Source organism: Candidatus Planktophila lacus, assembly GCF_002287925.1.
Classification (GTDB): domain Bacteria; phylum Actinomycetota; class Actinomycetes; order Nanopelagicales; family Nanopelagicaceae; genus Planktophila; species Planktophila lacus.
The window spans coordinates 151,148-177,632 of sequence record NZ_CP016769.1 but is presented as its reverse complement, the minus strand read 5'-3'; the positions used below and the strand labels follow the sequence as shown (position 1 = coordinate 177,632).

At 48.5% G+C, this 26,485-nt stretch carries 25 protein-coding genes and 1 tRNA gene; 4 read left to right on the top strand and 22 right to left on the bottom strand.

Features of this window, described 5'->3' with window-relative positions:
- Position 1 precedes the first annotated feature (1 nt).
- From A1s21148_RS00850 to mfd, 8 genes are all read right to left on the bottom strand, one after another.
- Positions 2-694, bottom strand: a complete 693-nt coding sequence (locus A1s21148_RS00850; RefSeq protein ID WP_223299402.1) for a uracil-DNA glycosylase — start codon at positions 692-694, stop codon at positions 2-4.
- Complete coding sequence (locus tag A1s21148_RS00845) at positions 687-1,595, bottom strand: Ppx/GppA phosphatase family protein (RefSeq protein ID WP_095670615.1); 909 nt, start codon at positions 1,593-1,595, stop codon at positions 687-689. The genes A1s21148_RS00850 and A1s21148_RS00845 overlap by 8 nt, the downstream gene beginning before the upstream one ends.
- Positions 1,586-2,077: a DUF501 domain-containing protein gene (locus tag A1s21148_RS00840; protein ID WP_095670614.1), complete on the bottom strand. Its 492-nt coding sequence runs from the start codon at positions 2,075-2,077 to the stop codon at positions 1,586-1,588. The genes A1s21148_RS00845 and A1s21148_RS00840 overlap by 10 nt, the downstream gene beginning before the upstream one ends.
- 2 nt (positions 2,078-2,079) lie before the next feature.
- Positions 2,080-2,520: an FtsB family cell division protein gene (locus A1s21148_RS00835; protein WP_095670613.1), complete on the bottom strand. Its 441-nt coding sequence runs from the start codon at positions 2,518-2,520 to the stop codon at positions 2,080-2,082.
- Positions 2,521-2,533: 13 nt separating this feature from the next.
- Entirely contained in the window at positions 2,534-3,814 is a 1,281-nt protein-coding gene (gene eno / locus A1s21148_RS00830; protein ID WP_095670612.1) for a phosphopyruvate hydratase, read from the bottom strand.
- 62 nt (positions 3,815-3,876) lie between these two features.
- Positions 3,877-4,521, bottom strand: a complete 645-nt coding sequence (locus A1s21148_RS00825; protein WP_095670611.1) for a nucleoside triphosphate pyrophosphohydrolase — start codon at positions 4,519-4,521, stop codon at positions 3,877-3,879.
- 19 nt (positions 4,522-4,540) lie between these two features.
- Positions 4,541-5,146 (bottom strand): putative periplasmic lipoprotein, encoded by a 606-nt coding sequence (locus tag A1s21148_RS00820; protein ID WP_095670610.1) that lies wholly within the window; start codon positions 5,144-5,146, stop codon positions 4,541-4,543.
- Positions 5,143-8,628, bottom strand: coding sequence for a transcription-repair coupling factor (gene mfd / locus A1s21148_RS00815; protein ID WP_095670609.1), 3,486 nt, complete (start codon positions 8,626-8,628; stop codon positions 5,143-5,145). Before mfd ends, A1s21148_RS00820 begins: the two co-directional genes overlap by 4 nt.
- Positions 8,629-8,787: 159 nt before the next feature.
- Between mfd and ppc the strand changes: the two genes are divergently transcribed.
- Positions 8,788-11,514, top strand: coding sequence for a phosphoenolpyruvate carboxylase (ppc, locus tag A1s21148_RS00810; protein WP_095670608.1), 2,727 nt, complete (start codon positions 8,788-8,790; stop codon positions 11,512-11,514).
- 1 nt (position 11,515) lies between these two features.
- On the opposite strand, the gene pth is transcribed toward ppc, so the two are convergent.
- The 5 genes from pth to A1s21148_RS00785 all read right to left on the bottom strand — a co-directional run bounded on the left by pth (position 11,516) and on the right by A1s21148_RS00785 (position 15,447).
- Positions 11,516-12,100 carry an aminoacyl-tRNA hydrolase gene (gene pth / locus A1s21148_RS00805; protein ID WP_095670607.1) on the bottom strand — a complete coding sequence of 195 codons (585 nt, stop codon included), beginning with the start codon at positions 12,098-12,100 and terminating at the stop codon, positions 11,516-11,518.
- 17 nt (positions 12,101-12,117) lie between these two features.
- Positions 12,118-12,738, bottom strand: a complete 621-nt coding sequence (locus A1s21148_RS00800; RefSeq protein WP_095670606.1) for a 50S ribosomal protein L25/general stress protein Ctc — start codon at positions 12,736-12,738, stop codon at positions 12,118-12,120.
- A 141-nt stretch (positions 12,739-12,879) separates the two neighbouring features.
- Positions 12,880-13,860, bottom strand: coding sequence for a ribose-phosphate diphosphokinase (locus tag A1s21148_RS00795; protein WP_095670605.1), 981 nt, complete (start codon positions 13,858-13,860; stop codon positions 12,880-12,882).
- A 5-nt stretch (positions 13,861-13,865) separates the two neighbouring features.
- Complete coding sequence (gene glmU / locus A1s21148_RS00790) at positions 13,866-15,302, bottom strand: bifunctional UDP-N-acetylglucosamine diphosphorylase/glucosamine-1-phosphate N-acetyltransferase GlmU (protein WP_095670604.1); 1,437 nt, start codon at positions 15,300-15,302, stop codon at positions 13,866-13,868.
- A 73-nt stretch (positions 15,303-15,375) separates the two neighbouring features.
- Positions 15,376-15,447 (bottom strand) — tRNA-Gln (locus A1s21148_RS00785).
- Between the two features lie 79 nt (positions 15,448-15,526).
- Here A1s21148_RS00785 and A1s21148_RS00780 point away from each other — a divergent pair.
- Positions 15,527-16,021, top strand: a complete 495-nt coding sequence (locus tag A1s21148_RS00780) for a MarR family winged helix-turn-helix transcriptional regulator (protein WP_095670603.1) — start codon at positions 15,527-15,529, stop codon at positions 16,019-16,021.
- Here the strand turns inward: A1s21148_RS00780 and A1s21148_RS00775 are convergent.
- The 5 genes from A1s21148_RS00775 to rsmI are packed head-to-tail and all read right to left on the bottom strand — an operon-like array spanning position 16,018 to position 21,056.
- Positions 16,018-16,938, bottom strand: coding sequence for a 4-(cytidine 5'-diphospho)-2-C-methyl-D-erythritol kinase (locus A1s21148_RS00775; protein ID WP_095670602.1), 921 nt, complete (start codon positions 16,936-16,938; stop codon positions 16,018-16,020). The genes A1s21148_RS00780 and A1s21148_RS00775 overlap by 4 nt on opposite strands.
- 1 nt (position 16,939) lies before the next feature.
- Positions 16,940-17,779, bottom strand: a complete 840-nt coding sequence (gene rsmA / locus A1s21148_RS00770) for a 16S rRNA (adenine(1518)-N(6)/adenine(1519)-N(6))-dimethyltransferase RsmA (RefSeq protein WP_095670601.1) — start codon at positions 17,777-17,779, stop codon at positions 16,940-16,942.
- Positions 17,776-18,648, bottom strand: coding sequence for a TatD family hydrolase (locus A1s21148_RS00765; RefSeq protein ID WP_095670600.1), 873 nt, complete (start codon positions 18,646-18,648; stop codon positions 17,776-17,778). The genes rsmA and A1s21148_RS00765 overlap by 4 nt, the downstream gene beginning before the upstream one ends.
- Before the next feature lie 6 nt (positions 18,649-18,654).
- The gene (gene metG, locus A1s21148_RS00760; protein WP_095670599.1) at positions 18,655-20,217 is read right to left on the bottom strand and encodes a methionine--tRNA ligase; all 1,563 of its coding nucleotides are present in this window, start codon (positions 20,215-20,217) and stop codon (positions 18,655-18,657) included.
- Positions 20,214-21,056, bottom strand: a complete 843-nt coding sequence (gene rsmI, locus A1s21148_RS00755) for a 16S rRNA (cytidine(1402)-2'-O)-methyltransferase (protein ID WP_095670598.1) — start codon at positions 21,054-21,056, stop codon at positions 20,214-20,216. The genes metG and rsmI overlap by 4 nt, the downstream gene beginning before the upstream one ends.
- A 28-nt stretch (positions 21,057-21,084) precedes the next feature.
- On the opposite strand from rsmI, the gene A1s21148_RS00750 reads away from it, so the two are divergent.
- On the top strand, positions 21,085-22,359 hold the full coding sequence (locus tag A1s21148_RS00750; RefSeq protein ID WP_223299400.1) for a dolichyl-phosphate-mannose--protein mannosyltransferase: 1,275 nt from the start codon (positions 21,085-21,087) through the stop codon (positions 22,357-22,359).
- A gap of 6 nt (positions 22,360-22,365) precedes the next feature.
- Here A1s21148_RS00750 and A1s21148_RS00745 read toward each other — a convergent pair whose 3' ends face one another.
- The 3 genes from A1s21148_RS00745 to A1s21148_RS00735 are packed head-to-tail and all read right to left on the bottom strand — an operon-like array spanning position 22,366 to position 24,724.
- Entirely contained in the window at positions 22,366-23,142 is a 777-nt protein-coding gene (locus tag A1s21148_RS00745; protein ID WP_095670596.1) for a hypothetical protein, read from the bottom strand.
- A 50-nt stretch (positions 23,143-23,192) separates the two neighbouring features.
- The gene (locus A1s21148_RS00740; protein ID WP_095670595.1) at positions 23,193-23,777 is read right to left on the bottom strand and encodes a GNAT family N-acetyltransferase; all 585 of its coding nucleotides are present in this window, start codon (positions 23,775-23,777) and stop codon (positions 23,193-23,195) included.
- Positions 23,778-23,797: 20 nt separating this feature from the next.
- A complete protein-coding gene (locus tag A1s21148_RS00735) occupies positions 23,798-24,724 on the bottom strand; it encodes a molybdopterin-binding protein (protein ID WP_095670594.1) in 927 nt (308 codons plus the stop codon).
- Positions 24,725-24,769: 45 nt separating this feature from the next.
- Between A1s21148_RS00735 and A1s21148_RS00730 the strand changes: the two genes are divergently transcribed.
- Positions 24,770-25,327, top strand: coding sequence for a 5-formyltetrahydrofolate cyclo-ligase (locus tag A1s21148_RS00730; RefSeq protein ID WP_095670593.1), 558 nt, complete (start codon positions 24,770-24,772; stop codon positions 25,325-25,327).
- A gap of 6 nt (positions 25,328-25,333) precedes the next feature.
- Here A1s21148_RS00730 and A1s21148_RS00725 read toward each other — a convergent pair whose 3' ends face one another.
- Positions 25,334-26,485 carry an acyl-CoA dehydrogenase family protein gene (locus A1s21148_RS00725; RefSeq protein ID WP_095670592.1) on the bottom strand — a complete coding sequence of 384 codons (1,152 nt, stop codon included), beginning with the start codon at positions 26,483-26,485 and terminating at the stop codon, positions 25,334-25,336.

Sequence of the window (26,485 nt, the reverse complement as noted above, 5' to 3'; positions counted from 1 at the left end):
GTCAGAGTCTACTTGCCTTTTTAATCACCGAATCCAACATCTTCTCGGTCAATTTCCCTGTAAATGTGTTCTGTTGGCTGGGATGGTAACTGCCGATGACGGTTCGTTTGATTCCATCTGGGCCAATAAATACAGCGGTAGCGCCATGTCCAAACTTTGGTTTTGGCTTTGGAATCTCGCAACCAAGTTCTTGGAGAGTTGTAAGCAGCGTTGTCCAAGCAAGATTTCCAAGAGCTAGAAATGATTTGGCTGTGGGCATAAGAAGTGCGATCTCATCTTTGTAGAAAGGTGCGCAGGTATTTTTCTCTTCATTTGTTGGCTTGTTATCCGGTGGCGCACATCGAACGGCGCATAGGATGCGAGTGTTAATTAACTTCTGGCCATCATCTTTGCTTTTGCTTGTAGCGATCTTTGCTAGACCATTTTTGTGAAGAGATTTGTAGAGCCAGTCGCCTGAAGAATCGCCAGTGAATACGCGGCCTGTGCGGTTGGCGCCATGTGCACCTGGTGCAAGGCCGAGGATGACTATTTGCGCATTAGAAGGACCGAAACCGGGTACCGGCTTTCCCCAATACTTTTCGTTTTCATACGCTTTGCGTTTTGTAACGGCTACTTCTTCGCGCCAATCAACGAGGCGTGGACATTTCTTGCATTTAACAATTGCGGAATCAAGCAGGTCGAGCGATTTATACAAGCGACCAAGCCATTCCGTCGAGAATGTCTGATTCAGAGGCAACGAATTCAGCGGCGCCAGTTGCGCGCATGATGCGTGAGAGGACGAGAGAACCTGCAGAGATAACGTCGACGCGACCTGGGTGCATATAGCCAAGTGATTCGCGTTGGGTGCGGGCCATCTTTATAAGCGTTTGTGAAACTTGGTGAACTTTTTCTGCAGGAATATGTGAAAGATGAATTGCGTAACGGTCGTATTCAGGAAGATCTAACGCGGCTGCTGCAACAGTTGTTGCAGTTCCGGCTACAGCGATGAGTGTCTTGGCTTTAGTGATTGGAACTAACTTTGCAGCTTGAGAGATTGCTTCATCAATATCTTCAGTTGCAGCAGCAACTTGGCCAGGATCTGGAAGATCGCCGGTGAAGTGACGCTCTGACATGCGCACACAGCCGATGTTTACGCTCTTTGCTGATTCGACAGTTTCGGTGCCGAATACGAATTCGGTAGATCCCCCACCAATATCAACGACAAGGAATGGGCCGTCGGCTGCTGGTAGATCTTTAGTTGCGCCCATAAATGAAAGACGGGCTTCTTCATCGCCAGAGATAACTTCTGGACGGATTCCTAAACGTTCGAAAACGCCTTCGATAAAGAGGTCGCGGTTGGTGGCATCGCGTGTAGCGCTGGTTGCACAGAAGCGAATCTTTTCTACTCCGCGCTTTGCAATCTCTGCTGCATAGATATCAACTGCGGCGAGTGTGCGAGCGATTGCATCTGGGTGGAATTGCCCAGTTTTATCGACGCCTTGCCCAAGTCGGACAACTTCCATGAGTCGTGTAACTTCGCGGAAATTGGTGCCTTCAATATCTGCAATAAGTAGACGTATTGAGTTGGTACCGCAATCGATGGCTGCTACTCGCATGGTTCGTCCTTCCACCATTCAGGTAACTTGGCTAAAGCTTCATCACCAAGTGGATTAACACCAGGGCCGGCAGAAAGTGAATGTGCAACGAGTGAATGTAAACATTTAACGCGATTGGGCATTCCACCGGCAGAGATTCCTTCGACTTCAGGAACATCCATCTTTAGCGCTGCGCGCGCTGCGAGGTAATCATCATGTGCTGCGGCATATGCGCCTGCAAGTTCGGCATCAACGGCAAGGCGTTCATTCATTTCTGCCATCAAACCTGTTGATTCGAGAGTGGATATTGCACCTGTTAAGCGTGGACAAGTTGCATAGTAAAAAGTTGGAAATGGTTCGCCATGGCTAAGGCGTGGAGGTGTTTCAACAACAGCTGGGTTGCCGCAAGGGCAGCGGTAGGCAATGGCATGTACATCGCGCGGAGTGCGGCCCAGCTGTAATTCAATGCAATCTAAATCCTTCTGTGTTGCTTTATCGGTCATTGTTAAAGACCAGATTCGGTAACGGATGCGATCAACTTGGTGTACCAAGGTGCGCCTTCAGGCAATTGTGAAACTACCTTTGTTGTATCGGGAAGCGTTGGATCATCCTTGGTGCCGGTCACGATGTACTGACGCTCGCCGGGCAAGACAAAGTGCAGACGTTCGCGCGCTTGTGACTTGATGTAATCAGGATCTTTCCAAAGTTCTAGTTCAGCGCGTGCAGCATCAAGTGCTGCGCGATCTGTGACAACTTGAGATTTAAGAGCGCTGATCTGGGCGCGCTGCGTGAAGTAATTCTTGATGGGTGGTGCAAGAGTTAGCGTGAAGATAAAGATGATTGCAATAAGCGCTAACGGACGTGCATTGGCGCGAGATTTGCGGCGGTTATAAGAAAGACGGCGAGACGGACGACGTGATGAATAACTACGTCGCCCGCGTCGCATCTTTAAGCCTTAACTATCCCTTGAAACGTGGGAAGGCAGCGCGGCCTGCGTAAACAGCGCCGTCTGCGAGTTCTTCTTCGATGCGAAGAAGTTGGTTGTACTTAGCAACGCGCTCTGTGCGTGAAGGTGCACCAGTCTTGATCTGTCCGCAGTTAGTTGCAACGGCCAAGTCTGCGATGGTGACATCTTCTGTTTCCCCTGAACGGTGCGACATCATGCTGCGGTAGTTCGCGCGGTGCGCAAGATCAACTGCATCAAGAGTTTCAGTAAGCGTTCCGATCTGGTTGACCTTAACTAGAAGTGCGTTTGCGGTATCAGTTTCGATTCCCTTAGCAAGACGAATTGGGTTAGTTACGAATAAATCATCGCCAACGATCTGGATCTTTGAACCGAGTGATGAAGTCATCGACTTCCAGCCGGCCCAATCTTCTTCGTTTAGTGGATCTTCGATAGAAACGATTGGGTAGGCAGCAACTAATTCTGCGTAGTAAGCGATCATTTCATCTGATGAGCGAAGTGAGCCTTCGAACTTGTACTTGCCGTTTTCGTGGAATTCAGTTGCAGCAACGTCCATCGCAAGTGCGATTTCCTTACCTGGCTTAAATCCGGCAGCTTCAATTGCTTCGAGGATCAAATCAAGTGCGGCGCGGTTACTTTCGAGGTTTGGAGCAAAGCCACCTTCATCGCCAACAGATGTAGCGAGTCCGCGCTTCTTAAGAACAGCTTTTAGTGCGTGATAGATCTCAGCGCCCCAGCGAAGTGATTCGCGGAAAGTCTCGGCACCAATTGGTGCGATCATAAATTCTTGGATATCAACGTTGGTATCAGCATGCGCGCCACCGTTGAGAATGTTCATCATTGGAACTGGAAGAACGTGTGCGTTTGGTCCACCGACATAACGGAAGAGTGAAAGATCTGCTGATTCAGCTGATGCCTTAGCAACGGCAAGTGAAACGCCCAGAATTGAGTTTGCACCAAGACGTGATTTATTTGGTGTGCCATCAAGCTTGATCATCTCGTTATCGATGAGGCGCTGATCCTGTGCATCAAAGCCTTCAATCGCTGGTGCGATCTCGTTATTTACAAAGTCAATTGCCTTAAGAACACCTTTACCGAGGTAACGCTTCTTATCGCCATCGCGGAGTTCTGATGCTTCGAATGCTCCGGTTGATGCACCGCTTGGAACTGCAGCGCGAGCCTGTGTGCCATCTTCGAGTTCGATTTCAACTTCAACGGTTGGGTTTCCGCGCGAATCAAGAATTTCACGTGCGCCGATTGCTTCGATAATTGCCATTGGGTGTCTCCTAAGAATTACTAGTGATGAGCACGCTCAGCGCTGAACGGTATAGGGCAATACTACCGCGACTCAGTAGCCTTAATTTGCTCGGCAATTTGGCGCCCATATAGGCGCAGCGCGTTTTCTGGGTCAATTTCGTTATCTCGCGCCCACGCAATTATTGAAGCTAGCGCCTCGCCCACGCTTTCATTTGTCGCAGGCTGATCACTTTCATATTTCTTTAGCGCAACTGGAACTTTATATTTTTCGGCGCGATAGAGAAGTTTTTCAACAAGTGGCAGCGCAGGCTGTGCAAGTGCGACGCCATCAAGGGCTGATGTACGGCCCTTTTCTTTTGCCTTGATCTCTTCCCAGTTATCGATGATTTCATCTGTTCCAGATACTTCTAGGCCTTCAAAGACATGTGGGTGGCGGCGAATTAACTTATCCGCAATTGCGCGCGCTACATCTTCGATTGAAAATGGATCTGTTGGATGATCTTCGGCGATGCGTGAGTGGAAATAGACCTGCAGCAAAACATCGCCAAGTTCTTCGCGCATGCCTTCGCGATCTTTTGCATCAACGGAATCAATAAATTCGTATGACTCTTCAAGCAAGTATTTAACGAGTGACTCGTGGGTTTGTTCTGCATCCCAAGGGCAACCGCCGGGAGAACGCAACCGATCCATTACCTCAACGAGGCGTTGAAGTTCTGAGCCGGCCATCGAAATATCGCGGTTGGTGTTATTCAGCTGATGGAGTTACGGCGCCACCAGTTACATCAGCTGCGACAACATCGCCAGCTTCGGTATCCCAGAAGCCGTAGCGTGGATTGATTTTAACGCCGAGCTCTTTTGCTTTTGCAGAAAGTAGCTTTCCTAACTGCGTTGCTACATCGGCTTCGGCAACGCCAGATTGTGCAAGCGCTGTAGTGATGCGTTCAGAGATAAGAATCGCACGCACATAGGTATCAAAATCTTGCGGTGCAATCGCAGCGTTAACTAAGTTCTTTGGAAGTTCAGCATCGCCACCGAGAGATTGAGAGATCTGCTGCTTACGAGCTACAACTTGGCTTGAAGTAATCTCAAGATCTAACTCTTTAGCGATCTCATCAAAGGTGTGCATCAAAATCTTAAAGCGAAGCTGGCCGCGGTTTAGCTCATCGCCAGTTTCGAGCTGCATCTGTGATGTATCAACTTTTTTGCGCTCTGCCATCACTGCATCAATGCTGCTTTGTAGTTCAGTTTGGGTAATTTTAAAGTCGCCAACTGTTGCTGCTTCGTTGGACTGTGAGCAGCCGGTAAGGAGCAACCCTGTTGCGATAGTTAGGGCTACAAGGATCTTCTTCACGTGGTGCTCGCTTTCGTTAGCTGGTTGACGACCTCAGTTACCCAGGTCAGGAGAGAAGTATCCACTATTTCAGCGGTGGGATTAGACGGGTTCCATGCAGGGTTTTTCGGCAAAGTGACCAGCGCTGTATTCGTTGGGCCCTTATAGATAGACCCTGGATACAAACGTGCAAGTCGTAATTGACGTGATTCGGGCAAGGAGATTGGTGAAAGTCGTAGGAATTTTCCAGTGGCTACTACTTCGCGGATTCCTTGTGATTTAGCTAGCGCACGTAATTGTGCAACTGCCAACAGCGCAACCGCTTCTTCAGGGAGTTCGCCGAATCTATCGAGCAACTCTTCACGAATTGATTGCACATCTTCAGGTTTAGCAACATCTGCTAAACGACGATAGAGATCAAGTCGTAAACGCTCTCCGGGTACATAACTTTCGGCCAGATGCGCATTTACTGGAAGTTCAACTTTACATTCGTGGCTTTCTTCTTCTTTATCAATAATGCCTGTCTTGTAATCATTAACGGCTTCACCGACCATTCGCATGTATAAATCAAATCCAACGTCGGCAATGTGTCCTGATTGCTCGCCGCCCAGTAAGTTACCGGCGCCGCGAATTTCTAGATCTTTAAGTGCAACGCGCATACCTGCGCCTAAGTCAGTATTTGTGGCGATTGTTTTCAAGCGATCTAGTGCAACCTCGGTCAGTGGTTGATCTTGCGGATATAAGAAGTAGGCGTAAGCGCGATCGCGTCCGCGACCAACACGACCACGCAACTGGTGCAACTGCGAAAGCCCGAAGTTTTCAGCGCGCTCCACAATTAAAGTATTGGCATTTGCAATATCTAGCCCGCTTTCAACAATCGTGGTGCAGACAAGAACATCGAAGTCACGGTTCCAGAATCCCAGGATTACATCTTCAAGTGAACCTTCGGACATCTGCCCATGTGCGATGCGGATACGTGCTTCTGGAACTAACTCTTGGATCTTTGCCGCCGCGCGATCGATAGATTCAACGCGATTATGAATATAGAAAATCTGACCGTCGCGCAATAGTTCGCGGTGAATCGCTGCGCGAATCTGCGCATCTTCACTTGGTCCAACGTAGGTAAGGATCGGATGGCGCTCTTCAGGTGGCGTTGTAATCGTGGACATCTCGCGAATACCAGTAACGGCCATTTCCAAGGTGCGCGGAATAGGCGTTGCCGACATCGCTAAAACATCCACCGTTGTGCGCATCTTCTTAAGCGATTCTTTCTGCTCAACGCCAAAACGTTGCTCTTCATCGACAATGACGAGCCCCAGATCCTTGAAGATCACATCTTGTGAAAGCAATCGATGGGTGCCGATTACAACATCGACGCTACCGGCCGCTAATTCGGCAAGGATCTCTTTCGATTCTTTAGCGGTGTTAAAGCGTGACATTCCGGCAACGCGAATTGGGAAACCTGAATATCGTTCTGCAAAAGTCTTGGCGTGCTGCTGCACAAGAAGCGTTGTCGGAACTAGAACTGCGACCTGCTTGCCATCTTGCACCGCTTTAAAAGCTGCGCGAATTGCGATCTCGGTCTTTCCATAACCAACATCGCCGCAGATGATGCGATCCATTGGGTAAGGCTTCTCCATATCGCGCTTTACTTCTTCGATAGTCGAAAGTTGATCAGGAGTTTCAATGTAAGAGAAGGCATCTTCTAGCTCGCGCTGCCATGGCGTATCAGCAGAGAATGTATAACCAGGTGAGGAAGTACGTGCGGCATATAAACGAATTAGCTCGCCAGCAATCTGTTTAACCGCCTTGCGGGCGCGACCCTTTGCCTTCTGCCATTCGCCACTACCTATGCGGTGCACTGCAGGTGCTTCGCCTCCGACGTATTTGGAAACTTGATCCAAAGTATCTGTTGGAACAAAGATGCGATCTCCGGGTTGGCCGCGTTTAGCAGGTGCGTATTCAATAACTAAGTACTCGCGAGTGACTCCGTTAATGGTGCGCTGCACCATCTCGACATAACGACCGATGCCGTGTTGCTCGTGGACAACAAAGTCACCTGCGCGCAGTTCTAACGGATCAACAGCTTGTTTACGTTTTGACGGCATGCGCACACCGTCTTTTGCTGAAGCCTTACTTCCAGTTAAATCACGTTCGGTCATAAATAGAATTCGCGATTCAAGGGAAGAGAATCCATGTGCAATAGATGATTGCGTTATATGTATGGCAGCCTTAGTTGGAATTGCTTTTAGTTCTGGCGTAATGAAAACGGGTAGATCGGCATCGCGGAAGATGCCGGCATAGCGTTCAGCCATTCCTTGTCCAGCCGTTGAGAAGATAATTGAGAACCCTTGGCTTACCGCTTCCTGCATTGCGGCAACTGCGCGATCGGCATCTCCTCGTAGCGGATCGATGGCGCTGAAATCTAAGAAGGTGGCTTCGGTATCTAAATCCGTGCCAAATGGATTAAGGGCGCGTTGCTTTAAACCGCAACGAACTACTTCTTCATTTAGTGCATCCCATGAAAGATAGGTCGCATCAGTAACGGGTAAGGGTGCAACAGCGCCGAGTGCGGCGTGGGACCAGGCTGCCTCAAAGAACTCTTCATTTGTGGCAAGTAAATCCATGGTGCGCATACGAATTCGCTCGTCATCAATGAATACAACTTCACTGCCTACTGGAATTCTTTGAAAAATTGTCTCCGTTTCATTGATGAGAATGGGAATTAGCGATTCCATTCCTTCGGAAATGATGCCTTGCGCCATGCGATCGAGAATTTCTAGCGCTGCCGGGTACTTATCCTTCGCCTTCTCTGCGCGAAAACGAATTTCTTCAGTTAGCAAAAGTTCGCGGCACGGCAGAATTGAAAGCTTTCCAACAACTGGGCTGGTGGTTCTCTGCGATGAAACCTCGAAATAACTTAACTCTTCGATCTCATCGCCAAAGAAGTCAATGCGTATCGGATGTTCCGATAGCGGTAAGAAGAGATCAACGATTCCACCGCGCACGGCAAACTCACCACGCTTTTCAACTAAGTCGGTGCGGGTATATGCCAACTGTGTTAAATGCTCTACTAGCGAAGTTAAATCTACTTCGCCGCCTATTTCTAAAGTTTGCAGAGGCGATGTTGCTAAATTGGCGATGAATCTATGTATAACTGCGCGAATCGGTGCAACAACTATTGGGCTCTCTAAATCTTTTCTCGCAAGCGTTGATAGCGTCGCCAGCCTTCTGGCAACAGTGTCACTGCGCGGGCTTAAGCGCTCGTGAGGCAGTGTTTCCCAGGCCGGAAATTCGAGAACGTTCTGATGTAACTCTCGGAGTTCGCTCGCTAAATCCTCAGCGCCACGACTTGAGCTAGTGATTACAAGTAACGGTTTACTCTGCGCGCGCAGTGCAAGCAAAAATGGATAAGTAGGGGCCGGGGAAATTATCTTTTGCGCACCGTCGATACAGGATGCAACGGCAGTATCTGCCCCAAGCATCTGCACTAATGCACGCATTTGATCATCCCTTTCCAATATGTGAGAAAACGCAATCCCTACGGGCGATTTCTCAAGAGAAAACGCCGTAAGGCCCCGTTCCCAAAAGGGAGGGGGCTTGTTGGGTTAAGTCTAACGCGCATAATCGCGTATCAAACTCATGAGTATTCCTGAGAGGATATGCCCGTGACGCAGAGCCCCGCTAACGCCAACAACATCGCAAGCGATGATGCAATTTTGCGTAGCGATGTACGCAAGCTTGGCGATCTTCTAGGTCAATCACTTGTTCGCCAAGAAGGACAAGAGCTTCTCGATCTCGTGGAATCTGTGCGTAAAGCGGTCCGCGAAGGCGGCGGTATTGAATTACTAGAAAAACTCTCCGTCGAAGATTCTGTGCAATTGGTGCGCGCCTTTAGTACTTACTTCCATTTAGCAAATGTTGCAGAACAAGTTCACCGCGCACGTGTTCTTGCGCAATCTCGCGCAGTAGGTGGCTCTTGGCTAAGCCGCGCAATCGATAAAATTGAAGAGGCCTATAAAGCACAAACTCCGGGCCATTCCTTTACTCACGCAGATTTAGAACAATGGGTTAGCGAACTTATGGTTCGCCCCGTATTTACCGCACACCCAACCGAAGCTGCGCGCCGTTCGATCCTAAATAAACTCGGTGAAGTTGCAAAGTTGTTAGACCAAGATTTAAATCCGCGCCAGAACGAGCGCTTGGCAGAAACTGTAGATCTCCTTTGGCAGACCGATGAACTTCGTTTAAATCGTCCAGAACCTCTGGATGAAGCGATGAACGCTCTTTATTACTTAGATGATCTTGCTTTAAATACCGTTCCAGAAGTTTTAAATGATTTTGCGCGCGAACTAAAGCGCCTTGATATCGATCTGCCAGTAACTGCCCGTCCACTTACCTTCGGTACCTGGATCGGTGGCGATCGCGACGGTAATCCAAATATCACTGCGCAAGTTACTGAAGATGCGATTGCGCTCCAAGTTGCCCACGCGATCCGCACTTCGATTTCAGCGATGGATGAGCTGCGTCAGATGCTCTCTATTTCGACTCGCATAGTTGGTACAACTCCTGAATTACAAGCCTCTATTGAAGAAGATCTAAAGAATATTCCAGAGTTTGAGCCACGCTTCCTACGTTTAAATCAGCAGGAGCCGTATCGCTTAAAGGCAACTGCTATCGCGCACCGACTTATATTTACACGCAATCGCCATGCATCTCAGGCTCCACATGTTCCAGGGCGAGACTATGCAAATTCTGCAGAACTAATCGCAGATTTAACTTTGATGCGCGATTCATTGGCTGCCCATCGTGGCGAGCTAATCGCAACCGGCTTTCTAGAGCGCACAATCCGCAGTATCGCCGCCTTCGGTCTTACCCATGCAACTCTCGATGTTCGCGAACATTCTGATGCCCACCACAACCTTTTAAAGCAAGTAATGCCTGCGGGTTACATTGACCTGTCACATAATGAAAAGTTTCCGGTACTTATTTCAGAGTTAGCGAAGAAGAGTCCACTAGATCTAACGACTTTAGATGCAGCCGGAAAGAAGACTTTCGATACCTTTAAAGCAATTGATGATCTAATCGCAAGATTTGGCCCTGAGGTAATCGAGACTTACATCATCTCAATGACAAAGGGTGCGGATGATCTAGTTGCCGCAGCGGTAATTGGTAAGGCTGCCGGTTTAGTCGATCTCGATAAGAAGATCGCCAAGATCGGTTTTGCACCACTGCTTGAAACAGTTGCAGAACTTCGTGCTGCTGGGGAAATTCTAGAAAAACTCCTTTCTGATCCAACTTATCGCTCGCTCGTTGGGCTGCGCGATGATGTGCAAGAAGTGATGTTGGGATATTCAGATTCAAATAAAGATGCAGGTATTGCAACAAGTCAGTGGGAGATCCACCGTGCACAACGTGCGCTTCGTGATGTCGCGATGAAGTACGGTGTGAAACTTCGTCTCTTCCATGGTCGCGGTGGTTCTGTGGGTCGCGGCGGCGGACCAACTTACGATGCTTTGGTTGCACTTCCATGGGGCTCAGTTGATGGACAGATCAAGATGACTGAACAAGGCGAAGTTATTAGCGACAAGTACGCACTTCCAGCTCTTGCTCGCGAGAATGTTGAGTTAACACTTGCCGCATCTCTTGAGGCAACGATTCTTAACCGCGCGGCTCGTCAAAGCCCAGCAGATTTAGCGCAGTGGAATGAATGCATGAACTTGATCAGCGATAACTCTTTTGCGCGCTACCGAAAGTTGATTGATCACCCAGATCTTCCTGCTTACTTCTATGCCTCAACACCGGTAGAACAACTTGGAAATCTCTTCTTAGGTTCACGTCCATCGCGTCGCCCAGATGCAGCAGGCGGGCTTGATTCACTGCGTGCGATTCCGTGGGTATTTGGTTGGACCCAATCACGACAGATCGTGCCGGGTTGGTTCGGCGTTGGTACTGGACTAAAGGCTGCGCGCGAGGCTGGTAAATCAGATGTCTTGAAGAAGATGCTTAAGGAATGGCACTTCTTCCATACCTTCATTAGTAATGTGGAGATGACTTTAGCTAAGACAGATTTAGTAACTGCAAAACGCTATGTAGAAACTCTGGTTCCTACCGAGCTTCATCACTTCCTCGACACAATTACTGAGGAATTTGAGTTAACGGTTAAAGAGATCCTTGCTCTTACTGAGAAAGAGACGCTGCTGGGAGATCAACCAATTCTGGCTCGTACCTTGCAGGTGCGCGATGCATATCTTTCTCCACTGCATTTGCTCCAAGTAAACCTCTTGCACCGTGTGCGCACTGCTGGAGAAGCGCCAGATGCGATGTTGGTTCGCGCTCTACTGCTGACTATTAACGGTGTTGCCGCTGGCCTTCGTAATACTGGCTGATTTAAGAATTAAATTGCGATTGAGTTAAATCAAGACCTTTAGTAATTAGCGACTCAACAACATCTGCGCCACGATCTAGAAATTCTCCTAAATCTTTCTTCTCTTCCTTACTAAATTGCTTCAATACAAAGTCTGCTGGATCTTGCTGTCCCATGGGGCGACCTATGCCAAGGCGAACGCGGTAGTACTCAGCGGTGCCAAATGCTGAGGTGAGCGATTTCAAACCGTTATGGCCGTTATCTCCGCCTGCGATCTTGGAACGAATTGCGGCAAAGGGAATATCTAACTCATCATGAAGAACAATTACTTGTTGTGGTTCAACTGAATAGAAGTTAGCGAGAGCCTTAATCGGTCCGCCAGATTCGTTCATGTAACTCTTTGATTTTGAAAGGATCACAGAAAAAGCATCGACACCGACGCCTAACTTGTAGGCGGCGATGTCGGTGCGTGACTTATGTGTACTTAGCTTTACGTTGTGACGCTTAGCGAGTTCATCAATAACCATCTGGCCAACGTTATGGCGAGTGGCTTCATATTGTTCGCCCGGGTTACCGAGGCCAACAATTATCCAAGGAGATGTACTCACGAGGTAAAGAGTAAGGCTTAAGCGTCTTTCTTCTCTGCATCAGCTGCTGGTGCCGCTGCTGCATCTGCTGCAGGTGCAACAACTGCAACTTCTTCAACCGCAGTTGAACGCTCAGATAGGTGAACCACGATTGTGCGTGGGTCAGAGATCAACTTAACGCCAGCAGGAAGTGCAACGTTTTCTGCATAGAGTGATTGACCAGCTGCAAGACCTGTTAGATCAAGTGTGAAGAATGAAGGAATAGCAGTTGCTTCAACTTCAACTTCAATTGTGTGGTTAACGTGCTCAAGAATTCCGTCACGATCGTGTTCGCCTTCTGTGTGAACAGGAACGCCAACAGTAACTTTTTCACCACGACGAACAGCAACGAGGTCGATGTGCTCAAGGATCTGCTTAAGTGGATGGCGAACAATCGCCTTTGGAAGTGTTAGTTGATCCTTGCCATCGATATCGATTTGAAGGAGAACGTTTGATTGCTTCAAAGCAACGCCGAGTTCGCGCGCTGGAAGTGTGATGTGCTGTGGCTTCTCGCCATGGCCGTAGATAACTGCAGGAACTAGACCTGCAACGCGTGCGCGACGTGATGCGCCTTTACCGAACTCTGTGCGAGTTGTTCCGGTGATCTTGATTTCAGCCATTTTTATTACTCCTGTTTGTTTTGATCTGAATACTTCGGGGCCTTACTTTTTTAACACGAAGTTCCAGCAGGAGTTAAATCCTTACCGTCGATTACGGAGTTTTTCACCCTCGCCGGAAACCTGGGCAAAGGTTAGCGCGGCTTAGCTGTGTCCGTCAAAAAGGCTTGTTACAGACCCATCTTCGAAGACTTCGCGGATCGCACGAGCCAGAAGCGGCGCGATTGAGAGGACGGTCAGCCCATCAAAGCGCTTATCTTCATCGATCGGAAGTGAATCGGTCACGACAACTTCGGTGACCTTTGAAGCCTTTAGGCGATCAACTGCTGGGCCAGAAAAGACTGCGTGAGTTGCCGCGACGATAACTTCTTTTGCTCCTGCTGCAAATAAGGCATCTACTGCTTTGGTAATTGTTCCTGCAGTATCGATCATGTCGTCAATTACTACACATGTCTGGCCTTCGACTTCACCAACAACTTTTCCAGTAACTGATTCATTTGGAATACGTGGATCGCGGGTTTTATGGATAAATGCGATTGGGCAGCCACCGAGAAGTTCTGACCAGCGTTCGGCAACGCGTACGCGGCCTGAGTCAGGAGAAACAATTGTTAAGCGACTGCGATCTACTTTGCTGCCAACATAATTTGCCAGCATTGGCAGTGCGAATAAGTGATCAACTGGTCCGTCAAAGAAACCTTGGATTTGTGAAGTGTGAAGATCAACAACCATCAGGCGGTCAGCGCCAGCTGCCTTGTAGAGATCTGCCATCAGACGCGCAGTGATTGGCTCGCGACCACGGTGCTTCTTATCTTGACGTGCATAACCATAGAAAGGTGCGACCACTGTGATGCGCTTTGCAGATGCGCGCTTAAGGGCATCAACCATGATTAGTTGTTCCATGATCTGCTTATTAACTGGGGCAGAGTGGCTTTGAATCACAAAGGCATCGCAACCACGAACTGATTCTTCGAAGCGAACAAAAATTTCGCCGTTGGCAAAGTCATATGCAGATGTTGGTGTTAGCGGAATACCAAGTTCTTCGGCTACTGCTTCGCTCAGCTCAGGAAATCCGCGGCCTGAAAAGAGTCGAAGTTTTTTCTCTGAGGACAAACGAATTTCGCTCAAGGAAATTAGCCTTTCTTCTCGTCGCGTTTTTCGGCAGCTTCGGCAGCAATTGCTGATTTGGTGCCGGATCGCTTGCGCATGACCCAACCTAATACATTTCGTTGCTTACCTCTAGCGACACCCATGGCACCGGCCGGAACATCTTCAGTAATTACAGAACCAGCCGCGGTGTAAGCCCCGTCACCAATTGAAACAGGTGCAACTAACATCGAATCGCTACCGATGCGGACGTGATCTCCGATAGTGGTGTGATGCTTATCTATTCCGTCATAGTTAACAAAGATCGTGGCTGCGCCAATATTTGAGCCTTCACCGATGGTGGCATCGCCCACATATGAAAGATGTGGAACTTTAGAACCATCGCCAACTTTTGCATTCTTAATTTCAACGAATGCGCCAGCCTTTGCGCCAGTTCCAAGAACTGTGCCTTTACGCAGATATGAGTACGGGCCAACGTTTGCACTGGCGCCGATAGTTGCTTCAAAACAATTCGATTCAACAATGTTTGCGCCCTCAAACACCTTGCAAGATTCGAGCGTGGTGCGAGGTCCAATAACTGCGCCAGTTGCGATCTTTGAAGATCCCAAGATCGCAGTGCCAGGAAAGATAGTTACATCGTTTGCGATTTCAGCAGTTGCATCAATCCAAGTTGTTGTCGGATCGACAATAGTTACTCCTGCGCGCATGAAACCTTCGTTGATGCGATCACGGAGCAAAGCAGCGCTTTCTGCTAACTGCACGCGATCGTTAACGCCCAAGATTTCGATGAAATCTTCAATTAGCGCCGCTGCGATTGTGCCGCCTTCATTGCGCAGAATTTCGATGACATCAGTCAGATAGAGCTCACCCTGCGAATTATCGTTAGTTAGCTTGCCAATTGCGCCAGCAAGTTTCTTGGCATCGAATGCGTAAACCCCAGAATTGACTTCGTAGATCTCCTTAACAAAGTCATCAGCATCGCGTTCTTCAACGATACGAAGAAGTGAGCCATCATCGCCGCGAACAATGCGTCCGTAACCAGTTGGGTCAGGATGTTCTGCAGTTAAAACCGATGCGGTGAAGCCACCTTCGTGGTGAGTAGCAAGGAGTTGCTTAAGTGATTCCCCGGTAAGCATCGGCGTATCGCCCGCCAAGATCAAGATAGTTCCTGAAATATCTGTACCTGCGAGCGCCAACTGCGTTGCATGGCCAGTGCCACCGCGACGTTCTTGGAAAACTGTTGTGACATTCGGTGCGACTTCGCGCAGATGTTCTTCAACTGCTTCACGACCTGCACCAACTACAACTCGTACTTGCTTTGGGGCGAGCGCGCTAACGGCGTTAAGAACGTGGCCAACAAGTGAGCGGCCGGCAACTTCGTGCAATACCTTTGGCGTTGCTGATTTCATGCGAGTGCCTTCACCGGCGGCGAGAACAACAACCGTTTCGAGATTTGCACTCATGTAGTAAGTCTAACTGGTTGCTCTTGATCTACTTGATGGCTCCGCTAGCTCCATCGGCGGGCAATAAATATTGCTCCGCCACCAGGTATCGATCCTGGACCCTGGGCTTCAAAGGCCCATGTGCTAGCCACTACACAATGGCGGAACGCATATTCTCCCTCATATCTATGTGTGCTCGCGACCATTTCAGGGCGATCCCCGTAAGCGATATATCCTCTAGACCTATGAGCGCGCACCGTGATGAAGTCGACCGCCTAATCGCGGATTGGAAGCGCGAGCGCCCCGATTTAGATATCAGCCCCTTTGCGGTGCTTAGCCGTATTTCACGTATCTCTCGAAATTTAGATATCGCCCGTCGTGATGCTTTCGCTGACCTGGAAACTTCGGGCTTCGATGTTTTAGCTGCACTGCGTCGTTCTGGCGATCCATATCAACTCTCCCCTGGCGCACTTATGCAAGAAACACTTGTCACAAGCGGCACCATGACAAATCGTTTAGATCGCTTAGAAGAATTGAAATTAATCACTCGCCAACCAGATCCTGATGATGGCCGTGGATCACTCGTTACTTTAACCGCATCCGGAATGCGCGCAGTTGATAAGGCGCTAGAAGGTTTGCTTGAACAAGAACGTGAACTGTTAAAGGGCTTAACCCGTGATCAGAAAGTAGCGCTGGCAGATTTGCTTAGCGCACTCGCTGCGCACTTGGAAGAAAACTAAATAACTTTCGCACCGTGCACTGGGCCATAAGCTCGGGCAACGCTGCCAACAACTCCGCTAGAAGTTAACGCAACTGCTAGATCTAAACCCTGATCTTCATCGGCAACTAGGAATGCAACTGTTGGCCCAGAGCCAGAAACAATTGAACCAAGTGCGCCATATTCTTCGCCGACATCTAGAACTAAAGTTAGCGCCGGGCGCAGCGAACAAGCCGCCGATTGCAGATCATTATGTAGCGCCTGACCTACTGCTTTCGAATCTGCAGCAAGTAAAGATTGCATCAGCGCATCGCTAGTTTGTGGCGCTGCGATATCTAAACCAGCGCGCAGTCGATCGCACTCTTGATAAACCGCAGGAGTTGATAAACCAACAGTTGAGAGCGCTAATACCCAGTGATAAGTGCCGCGCGATAACGCTGCCGTTAATTGATCTCCTCGACCTTGGCCAATTGCTGTGCCGCCAGAAATCATAAAAGGAACATCACTACCAAGCTGTGAGCCGAATTCATGCATCTCTTCTCGTGACATCTCGAGTTCGTAAAGTTCATTTACACCAACAATTACTGCTGCGGCATCGGCGCTTCCGCCGGCCATGCCACCTGCAACAGGGATCGATTTATTCACTTCTATATGGGCATCAATGACAAAGTCGTAGTCGTCGGCGATTAACTGCGCTGCCTTTACCGCCAAATTAGTGGCATCGGCTGGCACGCCATGAGTGTGATCGCCGATGATTGAAATAGTTATTCCATTACCTGGTGCAGATTTTGTGATTGTGACATCGTCATAAATTGAGATCGCTTGAAAAACAGTAACTAAGTTATGGAAACCATCGGCCTCACGTGGGCCAACTGCCAATTGCAGATTTACCTTGGCAGGAACTCGTACGGTGACAGAGTTGCGGTTAGTTTTGGACACGCTAAGACTCTAATCCTTGTTGGGCAATTTTGCAGAAGCCATGGATGTCGAGTGATTCACCGCGCAACGTTGGGTCGATTCCCGCTGCGATTAAGTGCGCTTCAGCGGCAGCGGAACCGCCATAGCGAGATGAAAGAGCAGCACGGAGCATCTTGCGACGTTGTGCAAATGCTAGATCGATAATCGTAAAGACTTCTTTGCGCAGAGTTTCATTACCTGGTGTTGCACGACGTTTAAATCCAACTAACTTTGAATCCACATTTGGCGCCGGCCAGAAGATCGAACGTGAAACTGAACCAGCGCCTGATACATCTGCCCACCATGCCGCTTTAACGCTCGGAATTCCATATTCCTTGGTATTTGGCTTTGCGGCCAAGCGATCTGCAACTTCGGCTTGCACCATAACCACGCCGCTGCGCAGAGTTGGAAGAATTTCTAGAAGATGTAAGAAGACGGGAACTGAAACGTTGTAAGGCAAGTTCGCAACTAAGACTGTTGGCTCACCTGGAAGCGATTTAACTTGCAGGGCATCCTGATTGATGACAGTGAGAATTTCGCTGCGATCGCTATGTAGCGCAGCTGTTATAGGCAATTGGTTAGCTAAACGTGAATCAATTTCAACAGCAATTACGCTGGTTGCTTCTTCCATCAGCGCAAGAGTTAGCGAACCGAGGCCCGGACCGATCTCAAGTGCGACATCGCCGGCAGTAACGCCTGCGGTGCGAACTATCTTGCGGCAAACGTTGGCATCAATTACAAAGTTCTGGCCAAGTGCTTTGGCAGGTTTTAAATCTAACTTTTCAGCAAGGGCGCGAATTTCTGCAGCACCAAGCAGGGTCATAACGTAGAACCTGCGGCAAATGATCCAAAGATGCGTTCGGCGTTATCGGAAAGTGATTGGGCCAATGCACCAACGCTCTCGTTACGTTCTTCAGCCATAGCGCGAACGATATTTGCGATCTGCGCTGGAGTATTTAGCGCGCCGCGATTTGGCATAGGAGATAAGAAAGGTGAATCTGTTTCAACCAATAGTTGATCGTGTGGCACAAGTTTTACCGCATCGCGAAGTTCGGGGGCGTTCTTAAAAGTTAGCGTGCCTGCAAAAGAGAGTATGTATCCGCGATCAATGCAGAGCTTGGCCATATCTACCCCGCCTGAGAAGCAGTGAAAGACAGTCTTTTCGGGAGCGCCGACTTCAAGCAAGATAGATAAGACATCATCATGTGAATCGCGATCGTGGATTACTAACGCCTTCTTTGTCTTCTTTGCTAATTCAATATGCCATTTAAATGAATCCTGTTGGCGTTTGCGAAGTTCTGGTGGAGTGCGGAAATAATCTAATCCAGTCTCACCAATTGCGCGAACGCGTGGGTGGCTCGCAAGTTCTTCGATGATCTTTAAGTCGGCTTCTAAATCAGGAACAACGGGCGCTTCATTGGGATGCAGCGCAACTGCGGCAAGCACGCGGTCGTTAAAGTGTTCGGCTGCTGCAACACACCATTTTGATTGTTCTGCCGAATATCCAACTTGTACAACGCGATCTACGCCAGCGGCTTTTGCATCATCTAAAACTTGCTTTACTTCTGCCGAATCAGGTGCAGCATCGGTAACGATTTCTAAATGCGCATGCGCATCTACCGTTGGAACAGGAAGTGGTTTCGGCGCTGGCGCCAGTGGGCGATCAATATCGCGATTGTGGCGATCTGCCATAGGAAATTACTCTTTAATCTCGAGTCGTGGAAATAGCACTGGAGTCTTAGTTACAAGAGTTCCTTCGGGAAGTTGTCCCCATTGTGCAACCTTCGAGATCTGCTGATCTGCAAGTGAACCAATAGTTGCATTGGCACCAAGTGATTCCCACAAGATTTCTGTTGTTGCCGGCATTACTGGATGCAACAAGACGGCAAGTGCGCGAAGTGATTCGGCGGTGTTATATAAAACTTCTTCTAGCGCTGCTTTATTTACTGGATCTTTCGCCAGGATCCATGGCTCTTTCTCGGTGACATAGCCATTTACCTTCTTGCAGAAATCCATAACCACGTTGATTCCGCCCTGGAAATCAAGTGCGACCATTGCAGCATCGGCTTTTTCAACGGTGCTAGTTAGCGCTGCAGAAAGTCCGGCATCGGTAGCTTTCGCCGGCACTTTACCTTCGCAGTATTTTTCAATCATCGCAGCCAAGCGTGAAGCCAGGTTGCCAAAGTCATTTGCGAGCTCTGATGTATAGCGAGCTGACATATCTTCCCAAGAGAAAGAGCCGTCGCTGCCGAAAGGAATAGCGCGTAAGAAGTAATAACGGAAAGCATCGACGCCGAAGTGATCGGTGATATCAGAAGGTGCGATACCGGTGAGCTTGCTCTTACTCATCTTCTCGCCGCCAACTAGCAACCAACCGTGAGCAAATACTTTCTTAGGAACTTCTAAACCTGCAGCCATCAACATCGCCGGCCAGATAACCGCGTGGAAGCGCAAAATATCTTTTCCAACTAAGTGAACATCTGCTGGCCAAGTCTGTGCAAACTTCTTGCCGCCTTCTGTTTCCGGCGCATCAGTTAAACCGACTGCAGTTGCGTAGTTAAGGAGCGCATCGAACCAAACGTAGACAACTTGATCGGTATCCCAAGGAACTGGAATTCCCCAATCAAATGTAGAACGTGAAATTGAAAGATCAGAAACGCCGCCTTCAAGGAATGAGACAACTTCGTTGCGCGCACTTTCTGGTTGGCAGGCATCTGGATTTTTGCGGTAGTGCTCAAGTAAAGGTTCAACAAATGCAGATAAACGGAAGAACCAGTTATTTTCATTTACGAGTTCAACCGGCTTGCTATGAATTGGACAGAGCTTCTGTCCATCGGCATCGATTAGATCGCCAGGCAGCTTAAATTCTTCGCAGCCAACGCAATATGGGCCTTCATATTTACCAGCATAAATATGCCCAGCATCTTTAAGTGATTGCAAAAACTTTTGCACACGTTCGGTGTGACGGGCTTCAGTGGTACGGATGAAATCATCGTTTGCGATATTTAGCGCAGTCCAATTTGGCTTCCAGGCTTCTTGCACCAAGCGATCTACCCAAGCTTGTGGAGCAACGTTATTTTGCTCAGCGGTACGCATTACTTTCTGACCATGCTCGTCGGTGCCTGTTAAGAACCAGACAGATTCGCCGCGTTGGCGATGCCAACGAGTTAAGACATCGCCGGCAACGGTTGTATATGCATGGCCAATATGTGGCGCATCATTTACATAGTAAATCGGCGTTGTTAGGTAGAAAGATTTCACGAACGCATCTTATTCGCATCAACTACCGCTGCATAAACGATCCGCTTAGGCAGGTCGAATTCATCGGCCACAGTTGCAATTGCCGCCTTACGATCCATGCCCGCCGCCTCAAATTCACGAACTCGCGCAACCATCTGTTCTGCGGTCACTTCTGCCGTTCCGACAGCCGCACCGGCGATGACCATGGTTATCTCTCCCAAAATCTCTTTTGAGGTGGACCAAGCAACTAGTTCAGCAAGTGTTCCGCGAACTGTTTCTTCATAAGTCTTGGTCATCTCGCGACAGATCGCCGCCTTGCGATCCCTACCAAATACCGCAAGGGCATCTTGCAGTGATTCGGTTATGCGATGTGGAGCTTCGAAGAAAACCATAGTGCGCTCTTCAAAGCGGAGTGATTCATAGAGTGCTTGACGTGCACCAAGTGCGCGCGGTGCAAACCCTTCAAAGGTAAAGCGATCTGTTGCAAGCCCAGATAACGCAAGCGCCATAACTGGGGCACTTGGTCCAGGAATTACTGTTACCGCTAAATTTTCAGCGATCGCATCACGTGCCAAACGAAATCCCGGATCGCTAATTGTTGGCATGCCAGCATCCGATACGACTAATACATTTTTACCAGCGCGTAATAATTCAAGAATCTCTTGCGTGCGTTCTGTTTCGTTGCCATCAAAGAATGAAATAACGCGACCAGTAAAGGTAACTTCGATATCAGAACATAAGCGATGAAAGCGGCGTGAATCTTCGGCAGCAATAACTTCAGCGTTTGCGATCGCATCTTTTAGGCGTGGGCTTGCATCGCCTGGATTTCCCAGAGGAGTTGCTGCCAACGTGAGCGCCATGGGTACATCCTCTCAGTACGCTAGGTATGTGAAAACCCGCATCTACGTTGGCGCGATCACTTTGATCTCACTTGCCTTGCGGCTCTTCAATCTCGGAACTCCGAAGGGCTTCGTCTTTGACGAGGTTTATTACGTAGATGGCGCGCGCGATTATTTGGCACACGGCGTTGAAATATCTGGAGATGACCCGGAATTTGTCGTTCACCCACCGGTTGGAAAGTGGCTGATAGCGCTAGGTATAAAGCTATTCGGGAATAACGAATTTGGTTGGCGCTTTATGGGCGCACTTCTTGGCTCTGCCATGATTGTTTTAATCGCCCTTATCGCAAATCGTTTATTTAGAAATTCCTATCTAACAATTGCCTCAAGTGCACTTATGGCGATGGATGGATTGGCATTAGTACATTCTCGTACCGCGTTACTGGATATCTATCTCTCGTTCTTCATTCTGCTTGCGACTTATTTCTTCTTAGCGCGTTGGCACTGGTGGGCTGGTATCGCACTCGGTCTAGCGGTTGCAACCAAATGGAGTGGGCTGTATTTCCTTGCGCTATTTGCAGTTGTTGCGCTCTACCGAGCATTTGCACATAACACTGGGCGCGATTTATTCAAGCCGACTGTAAAGACCGCAGCGCAATATGGGTTGCTACCAATATCAATTTATATAACTTCTTGGTCTGGTTGGTTTGCCAGTAGCCGCGGATGGGCGCGCGATTACTCCGAAAATATAATTACATCATTCCTTCACTATCACTCCCAAATGTTGGGCTTTCACACCGGGTTAGTCGAAAAACATTCTTACCAATCCAATCCTTGGAGTTGGTTGATAATGGGAAGACCAACCTCTTTCTACTACGAAACCCCAAAGACCTGCGGGGCAGATAATTGTTCGCAAGAAGTTTTAGCGCTTGGAACTCCGCTGCTCTGGTGGTTGGGAACTATCGCACTTGCTGTAGTTGTTGGCTTTTGGATTAGATCGATAGCCGTTAAACGTTATGAGCCGCCACTTAATTTAATTATTGCTGGAATGGCTGCTGGATATCTACCTTGGTTCTTCTTTCAAGAGCGGACAGTATTTACCTTCTATGCAATTGTCTTTCAGCCCTTCTTGATTCTCGCCGTTATTTACTGCGCCTACGCGCTACTCATGCACTTTGAAAGTAAGCGAAATACCTATCTGGTTTTGGGTTTTATCGCCTTTGCGATCTTTATAAACTTCATATTCTTCCTGCCGCTTTTCACAGGAGATGTGATTACTTACGATTCATGGCAGGCGCGTATGTGGCTGCCTTCCTGGGTTTAAATCTAACTATTCGTTAGCGGCGCGGTTGCGCTTCATGCGCTCAACAGCTTCATCTGCAAGTTGTTGATCAAATATTTCATCGCGCGATGGCGCAGCCGCGGCAAGGGCTTCGCGTTCTAGGCGCTCTTGTTCTTCACTCCACTGGCCAGGTGTTGTCAGATCAATTACTCGCTTTGGAGTAATCGCCTTAGGAGCATTTACATAAGTTGGAACCGGCACAGAGTTTGGTTGCCATTCTCCGCGAGCAGCTGCTGTTCCCTTAGGCAAAAGCGTTACACCAGTAAGTTCGCGTTCGGAAAGTGGAATCCAATGTTCAGTTGAAGGTTTCGGTGCAACAACATCTGCCAAATTTGTTGATGAGACACCAACTGTTGTGCGATGAATCTGAGTAACGCGACGTCGACGCGCTCGGTCGGTTGTTGTTTGGTGGCGAACATGTACCAAGTAGAGAACTAACCCAACAACTGGCACTCCTATAAATGAAATTGCAAGAGTTTGCATAATCGCACCTACTGTCGTCATTACGAAAGCGATAATAATTAATAAGAAGATAATTCTGCGGCGCATAAGTTGTTGGGCAATTTTTGCTTCTCGATCTAGGTCGGTGTGAATTACCCCGGTTCCAGAACTTCCACCTGGAGAATTTTCTGCAACTATGCGAAGCGCGCTTTTATATCTCTCTACATTTTTTCCAGAGAACTCGTTTCGATCGTGCACCCAGCGTGGGAGGAAGTAAGCCACCCACATGCCGATTATCGAAAGATAAATAATTCCAGAAGCCATGATAGGTAAAGGTTAGGGGAGCACCCCTGCCACCCTGTGGATTTAGAGGCTTAAATGACCTGGAAATTTTCTTTCACATAACAGTGATGGTCACGCCATTTTCCATCGATATGTAAATACCTAGGACGTAGCCCTTCAAAAATATATCCAGCTTTCTCGGCGACCTTTATCGAAGGTGCATTTTCGGGGCGAATATTTATTTCGATTCGATGCAAGGCCAGTTCTTCAAAGCCAAAGCGGGTCAACATATTTACCGCTTGTGTTGTAAATCCACGGTTGGCATATGCGCGATCTATCCAATAGCCGATATGCGCCCCGCGCATCGCTCCATATGAAACACCGCCCATCGTTATCTGCCCGATTAGGTTGCGCCCTTGCTCGTTAATCTGCCAGATAGCTAATGAGTATGAGCGTCCGTTGCGCCCTTCACGGCGATGCCATCTCACCATCTCGCTAAATGAAGGGAGTTGGCTGGAGTTCTTCTCTCCCGGAACTTTCGGAAGGGTGGCCTCCCAATCAGAGAGCCAATCTTTATTTTCAGAGCGAACATGAAGCCAACGTCGGCGATCGCGGATTCGCAGCGGGCGTAATTGCAACTCGCCATCAGTTAAGAAAATCGGCCAGTGCTCAGACATATTTAGACCTATATCAATACTTATATATAACGGCGCTCGAGCACGACAACTGTGACATCACTTCCTGCGGTGATATTTAGATCACCTTCTGGAACTGCAATAAATGCGTTGGCATCAGAGAGAGTGGCTTGTTCATCTTGAGTACTTGAACCTTGAGATAACAATGGGAGAACTGATTTTCCATCTTCAGATAAGACTGCGCGGATATAAGAACGATATCCGCCAGAAGAGGTAATTGCTTTCTCCAGCTTTGCCTTAATCGATGGGCGATGAATTGTTGCCGCACCAAGCATTGTGCGAATCATCGGCCGGATGAAAAGTTCAAATGAGATGTAAGCGGCGACTGGATCACCTGGCAGAGTTACGACCGGAGTCTTATCCGGACCAATAACGCCAAAGTTATGGCGGCCGCTAGATTCGATAGCGATATCGACGGTGTTTATTTCACCCATTGCCGAAAGTGTGCGGGTAATCAAATCAAATGAATCATCGTGGCGTTCTCCACTGATAATAATTAAATCAGCGCGAACTAATTGATCTTCAATAACCGCCTGAAGTTGAGCTTCGTCGTCAGGAATTGTGTGGACGCGATATGCAACTGCTCCAACTTCACGTACTGCAGTAGTGAGCAACCACGAATTAGTCTCGTACTCTTCGCCGGCCTTTAACTCTTTACCTGGTTCAACTAAATCTGGACCTGCTGAAAGCACAACAACGCGCGGGTGCGGACGCGTAGGCAAATGATCGCGCCCAATAGATGCGGCAAGTCCGATCTGAGTTGAACGAATTCTGGAACCGGATTTGAGAACTAGACGTTCTCCGGCATAAATATCCTCGGCAAGAGTTGCGCCATGCGCATCTAGCAGGGACATCTCGAACGCTTCGAGTGGTCGACAGATCGCTAATAGAGAGGAGAGAAACTCATCTACACGAGTGCGGTCTGACATAATCGGAAACAATACTTCTAGTGCAGTAGATAATTGGGGATTTAGATGAGTGCAACAAGCGAGAAGTCTGAACTTCGCACTCGCTATCGCTTTGAACGCCACGAAAGATATCTAGATCACTCTTTTTCACACCTTGCTACATCTTCAGAATTTTCTAAGGCAAGCGCTATCGCCAGTTATATCTCTTATGGCGATGAACCAAATACGCAAGAGCTAAATGAAGCGTTATTGAAGAGCGGCAAAGATCTTTACCTGCCGCGAGTAAACGGAGTCGATCTCGCATGGGTGCGTTGGAGCGGAGCGAGCGATCAACTTGCACCAAGCAAATTATCAAAACAGCTTCTTGAACCAACCGGTGCCGCGCTTACCGATCTTTCAGTGATCAATTTAATTGTTGTACCAGCGCTACGCATTGATAGATCTGGATATCGCTTAGGACAAGGCGGCGGCTTCTACGATCGCGCACTTCCGAAACTTTCTGCATGGAGTATTGGATTGATTCATCCAGATGAGATTTCTAGCGTTGATTTACCTCGCGAAGAATTTGATGTGCCGTTAAACGCTGCAGCAACACCAGATCTAATTCTTAGATTCAATTCTTAGCTTCAATTAACCTTTAGGTAGATTGCGCGCCATAACAATTCGCTGAATCTGATTAGTGCCTTCGTAAATTTGAGTTAACTTGGCATCACGCATCATGCGTTCGACTGGATAGTCAGAGACATAGCCATATCCGCCCAAAACCTGCACTGCGTCTGTTGTTACCTTCATGGCAACATCGCTCGCGAATGTCTTGCTTGCTGCAGAGAAGAATTTCAGATCTTTATCGCCTCGTTCGCTACGTGCTGCAGCAGCGTAAGTTAACTGACGAGCAGCCTCAATATTCATCGCCATATCTGCCAAGATAAATTGCACACCTTGGAAATCAAAGATCTCTTTACCAAATTGTTTACGTTCGTGTGAGTACTTGGTTGCAACATCTAACGCACCCTGTGCAATACCCAGCGCTTGTGCCGCGATGGTGATGCGAGTGTGATCCAAAGTATCCATCGCAAGTGCAAACCCTGCGCCGACTTCGCTGATCCGGCGATCATCTCCGATTATTACGTTATCGAAATACACTTCGCGAGTTGGAGATCCGCGAAAACCCATCTTCTTTTCTGGGGCGCCAAAAGAAACTCCAGGGTCAGATTTTTCAACGATAAAGGCGGTTATTCCTTTAGATCCTTTACTTGGATCGGTCTGCGCAATAACTGTATAGAACTCAGATACGCCAGCGTTAGAGATCCATTTCTTGCTTCCATTGATTACCCAAGATCCATCTTTTAACTCTGCCTTAGTTTTAAGTGCAGATGCATCTGAGCCAGCTTCAGATTCAGAGAGGCAGTAAGAAAATCCTTTACCTTTTGCAAGTTGTGGCAGCCACTTTTCTTTCTGCGCTTTGCTTCCGCTCAGAATTAGTGGCAGCGATCCAAGTTTGTTTACTGCAGGGATAAGTGATGACGAACCACAAACCCGGGCAACTTCTTCAATAATTATTACTACGGCAAGTGCATCTGCACCTTCTCCACCAAATTCAGTCGGAACATGCGCCGCGCTTAGGCCAGCCTTAAGCAGAGCATCTGCCGCTTCTTGCGGATAGCGATGGTCTTCATCTACAGCTGCAGCATGTGGAGCAATCTCATTTTCAGCAAGCGCGCGAACGCTCTCACGTAGATCGTTGTACTCAGATGGAAGTGCGTAAAGATCGTTCGCGCTCAT

Bases quoted from the DNA above. Each gene is read 5' to 3' on its own strand.
- A1s21148_RS00835 (WP_095670613.1), bottom strand. From the start codon at position 2,520: ATGCGACGCGGGCGACGTAGTTATTCATCACGTCGTCCGTCTCGCCGT.
- eno (WP_095670612.1), bottom strand. From the start codon at position 3,814: ATGGCAATTATCGAAGCAATCGGCGCACGTGAAATTCTTGATTCGCGC.
- A1s21148_RS00845 (WP_095670615.1), bottom strand. From the start codon at position 1,595: ATGCGAGTAGCAGCCATCGATTGCGGTACCAACTCAATACGTCTACTT.
- A1s21148_RS00825 (WP_095670611.1), bottom strand. From the start codon at position 4,521: ATGGCCGGCTCAGAACTTCAACGCCTCGTTGAGGTAATGGATCGGTTG.
- ppc (WP_095670608.1), top strand. From the start codon at position 8,788: ATGCCCGTGACGCAGAGCCCCGCTAACGCCAACAACATCGCAAGCGAT.
- glmU (WP_095670604.1), bottom strand. From the start codon at position 15,302: ATGAGTGCAAATCTCGAAACGGTTGTTGTTCTCGCCGCCGGTGAAGGC.
- rsmI (WP_095670598.1), bottom strand. From the start codon at position 21,056: ATGGCGCTCACGTTGGCAGCAACTCCTCTGGGAAATCCAGGCGATGCA.
- A1s21148_RS00735 (WP_095670594.1), bottom strand. From the start codon at position 24,724: ATGTCAGACCGCACTCGTGTAGATGAGTTTCTCTCCTCTCTATTAGCG.
- rsmA (WP_095670601.1), bottom strand. From the start codon at position 17,779: ATGACCCTGCTTGGTGCTGCAGAAATTCGCGCCCTTGCTGAAAAGTTA.
- A1s21148_RS00780 (WP_095670603.1), top strand. From the start codon at position 15,527: ATGAGCGCGCACCGTGATGAAGTCGACCGCCTAATCGCGGATTGGAAG.
- mfd (WP_095670609.1), bottom strand. From the start codon at position 8,628: ATGCGTGCATTAGTGCAGATGCTTGGGGCAGATACTGCCGTTGCATCC.
- A1s21148_RS00840 (WP_095670614.1), bottom strand. From the start codon at position 2,077: ATGACCGATAAAGCAACACAGAAGGATTTAGATTGCATTGAATTACAG.
- A1s21148_RS00745 (WP_095670596.1), bottom strand. From the start codon at position 23,142: ATGGCTTCTGGAATTATTTATCTTTCGATAATCGGCATGTGGGTGGCT.
- A1s21148_RS00800 (WP_095670606.1), bottom strand. From the start codon at position 12,738: ATGGCTGAAATCAAGATCACCGGAACAACTCGCACAGAGTTCGGTAAA.
- A1s21148_RS00740 (WP_095670595.1), bottom strand. From the start codon at position 23,777: ATGTCTGAGCACTGGCCGATTTTCTTAACTGATGGCGAGTTGCAATTA.
- A1s21148_RS00725 (WP_095670592.1), bottom strand. From the start codon at position 26,485: ATGAGCGCGAACGATCTTTACGCACTTCCATCTGAGTACAACGATCTA.
- A1s21148_RS00730 (WP_095670593.1), top strand. From the start codon at position 24,770: ATGAGTGCAACAAGCGAGAAGTCTGAACTTCGCACTCGCTATCGCTTT.
- A1s21148_RS00765 (WP_095670600.1), bottom strand. From the start codon at position 18,648: ATGGCAGATCGCCACAATCGCGATATTGATCGCCCACTGGCGCCAGCG.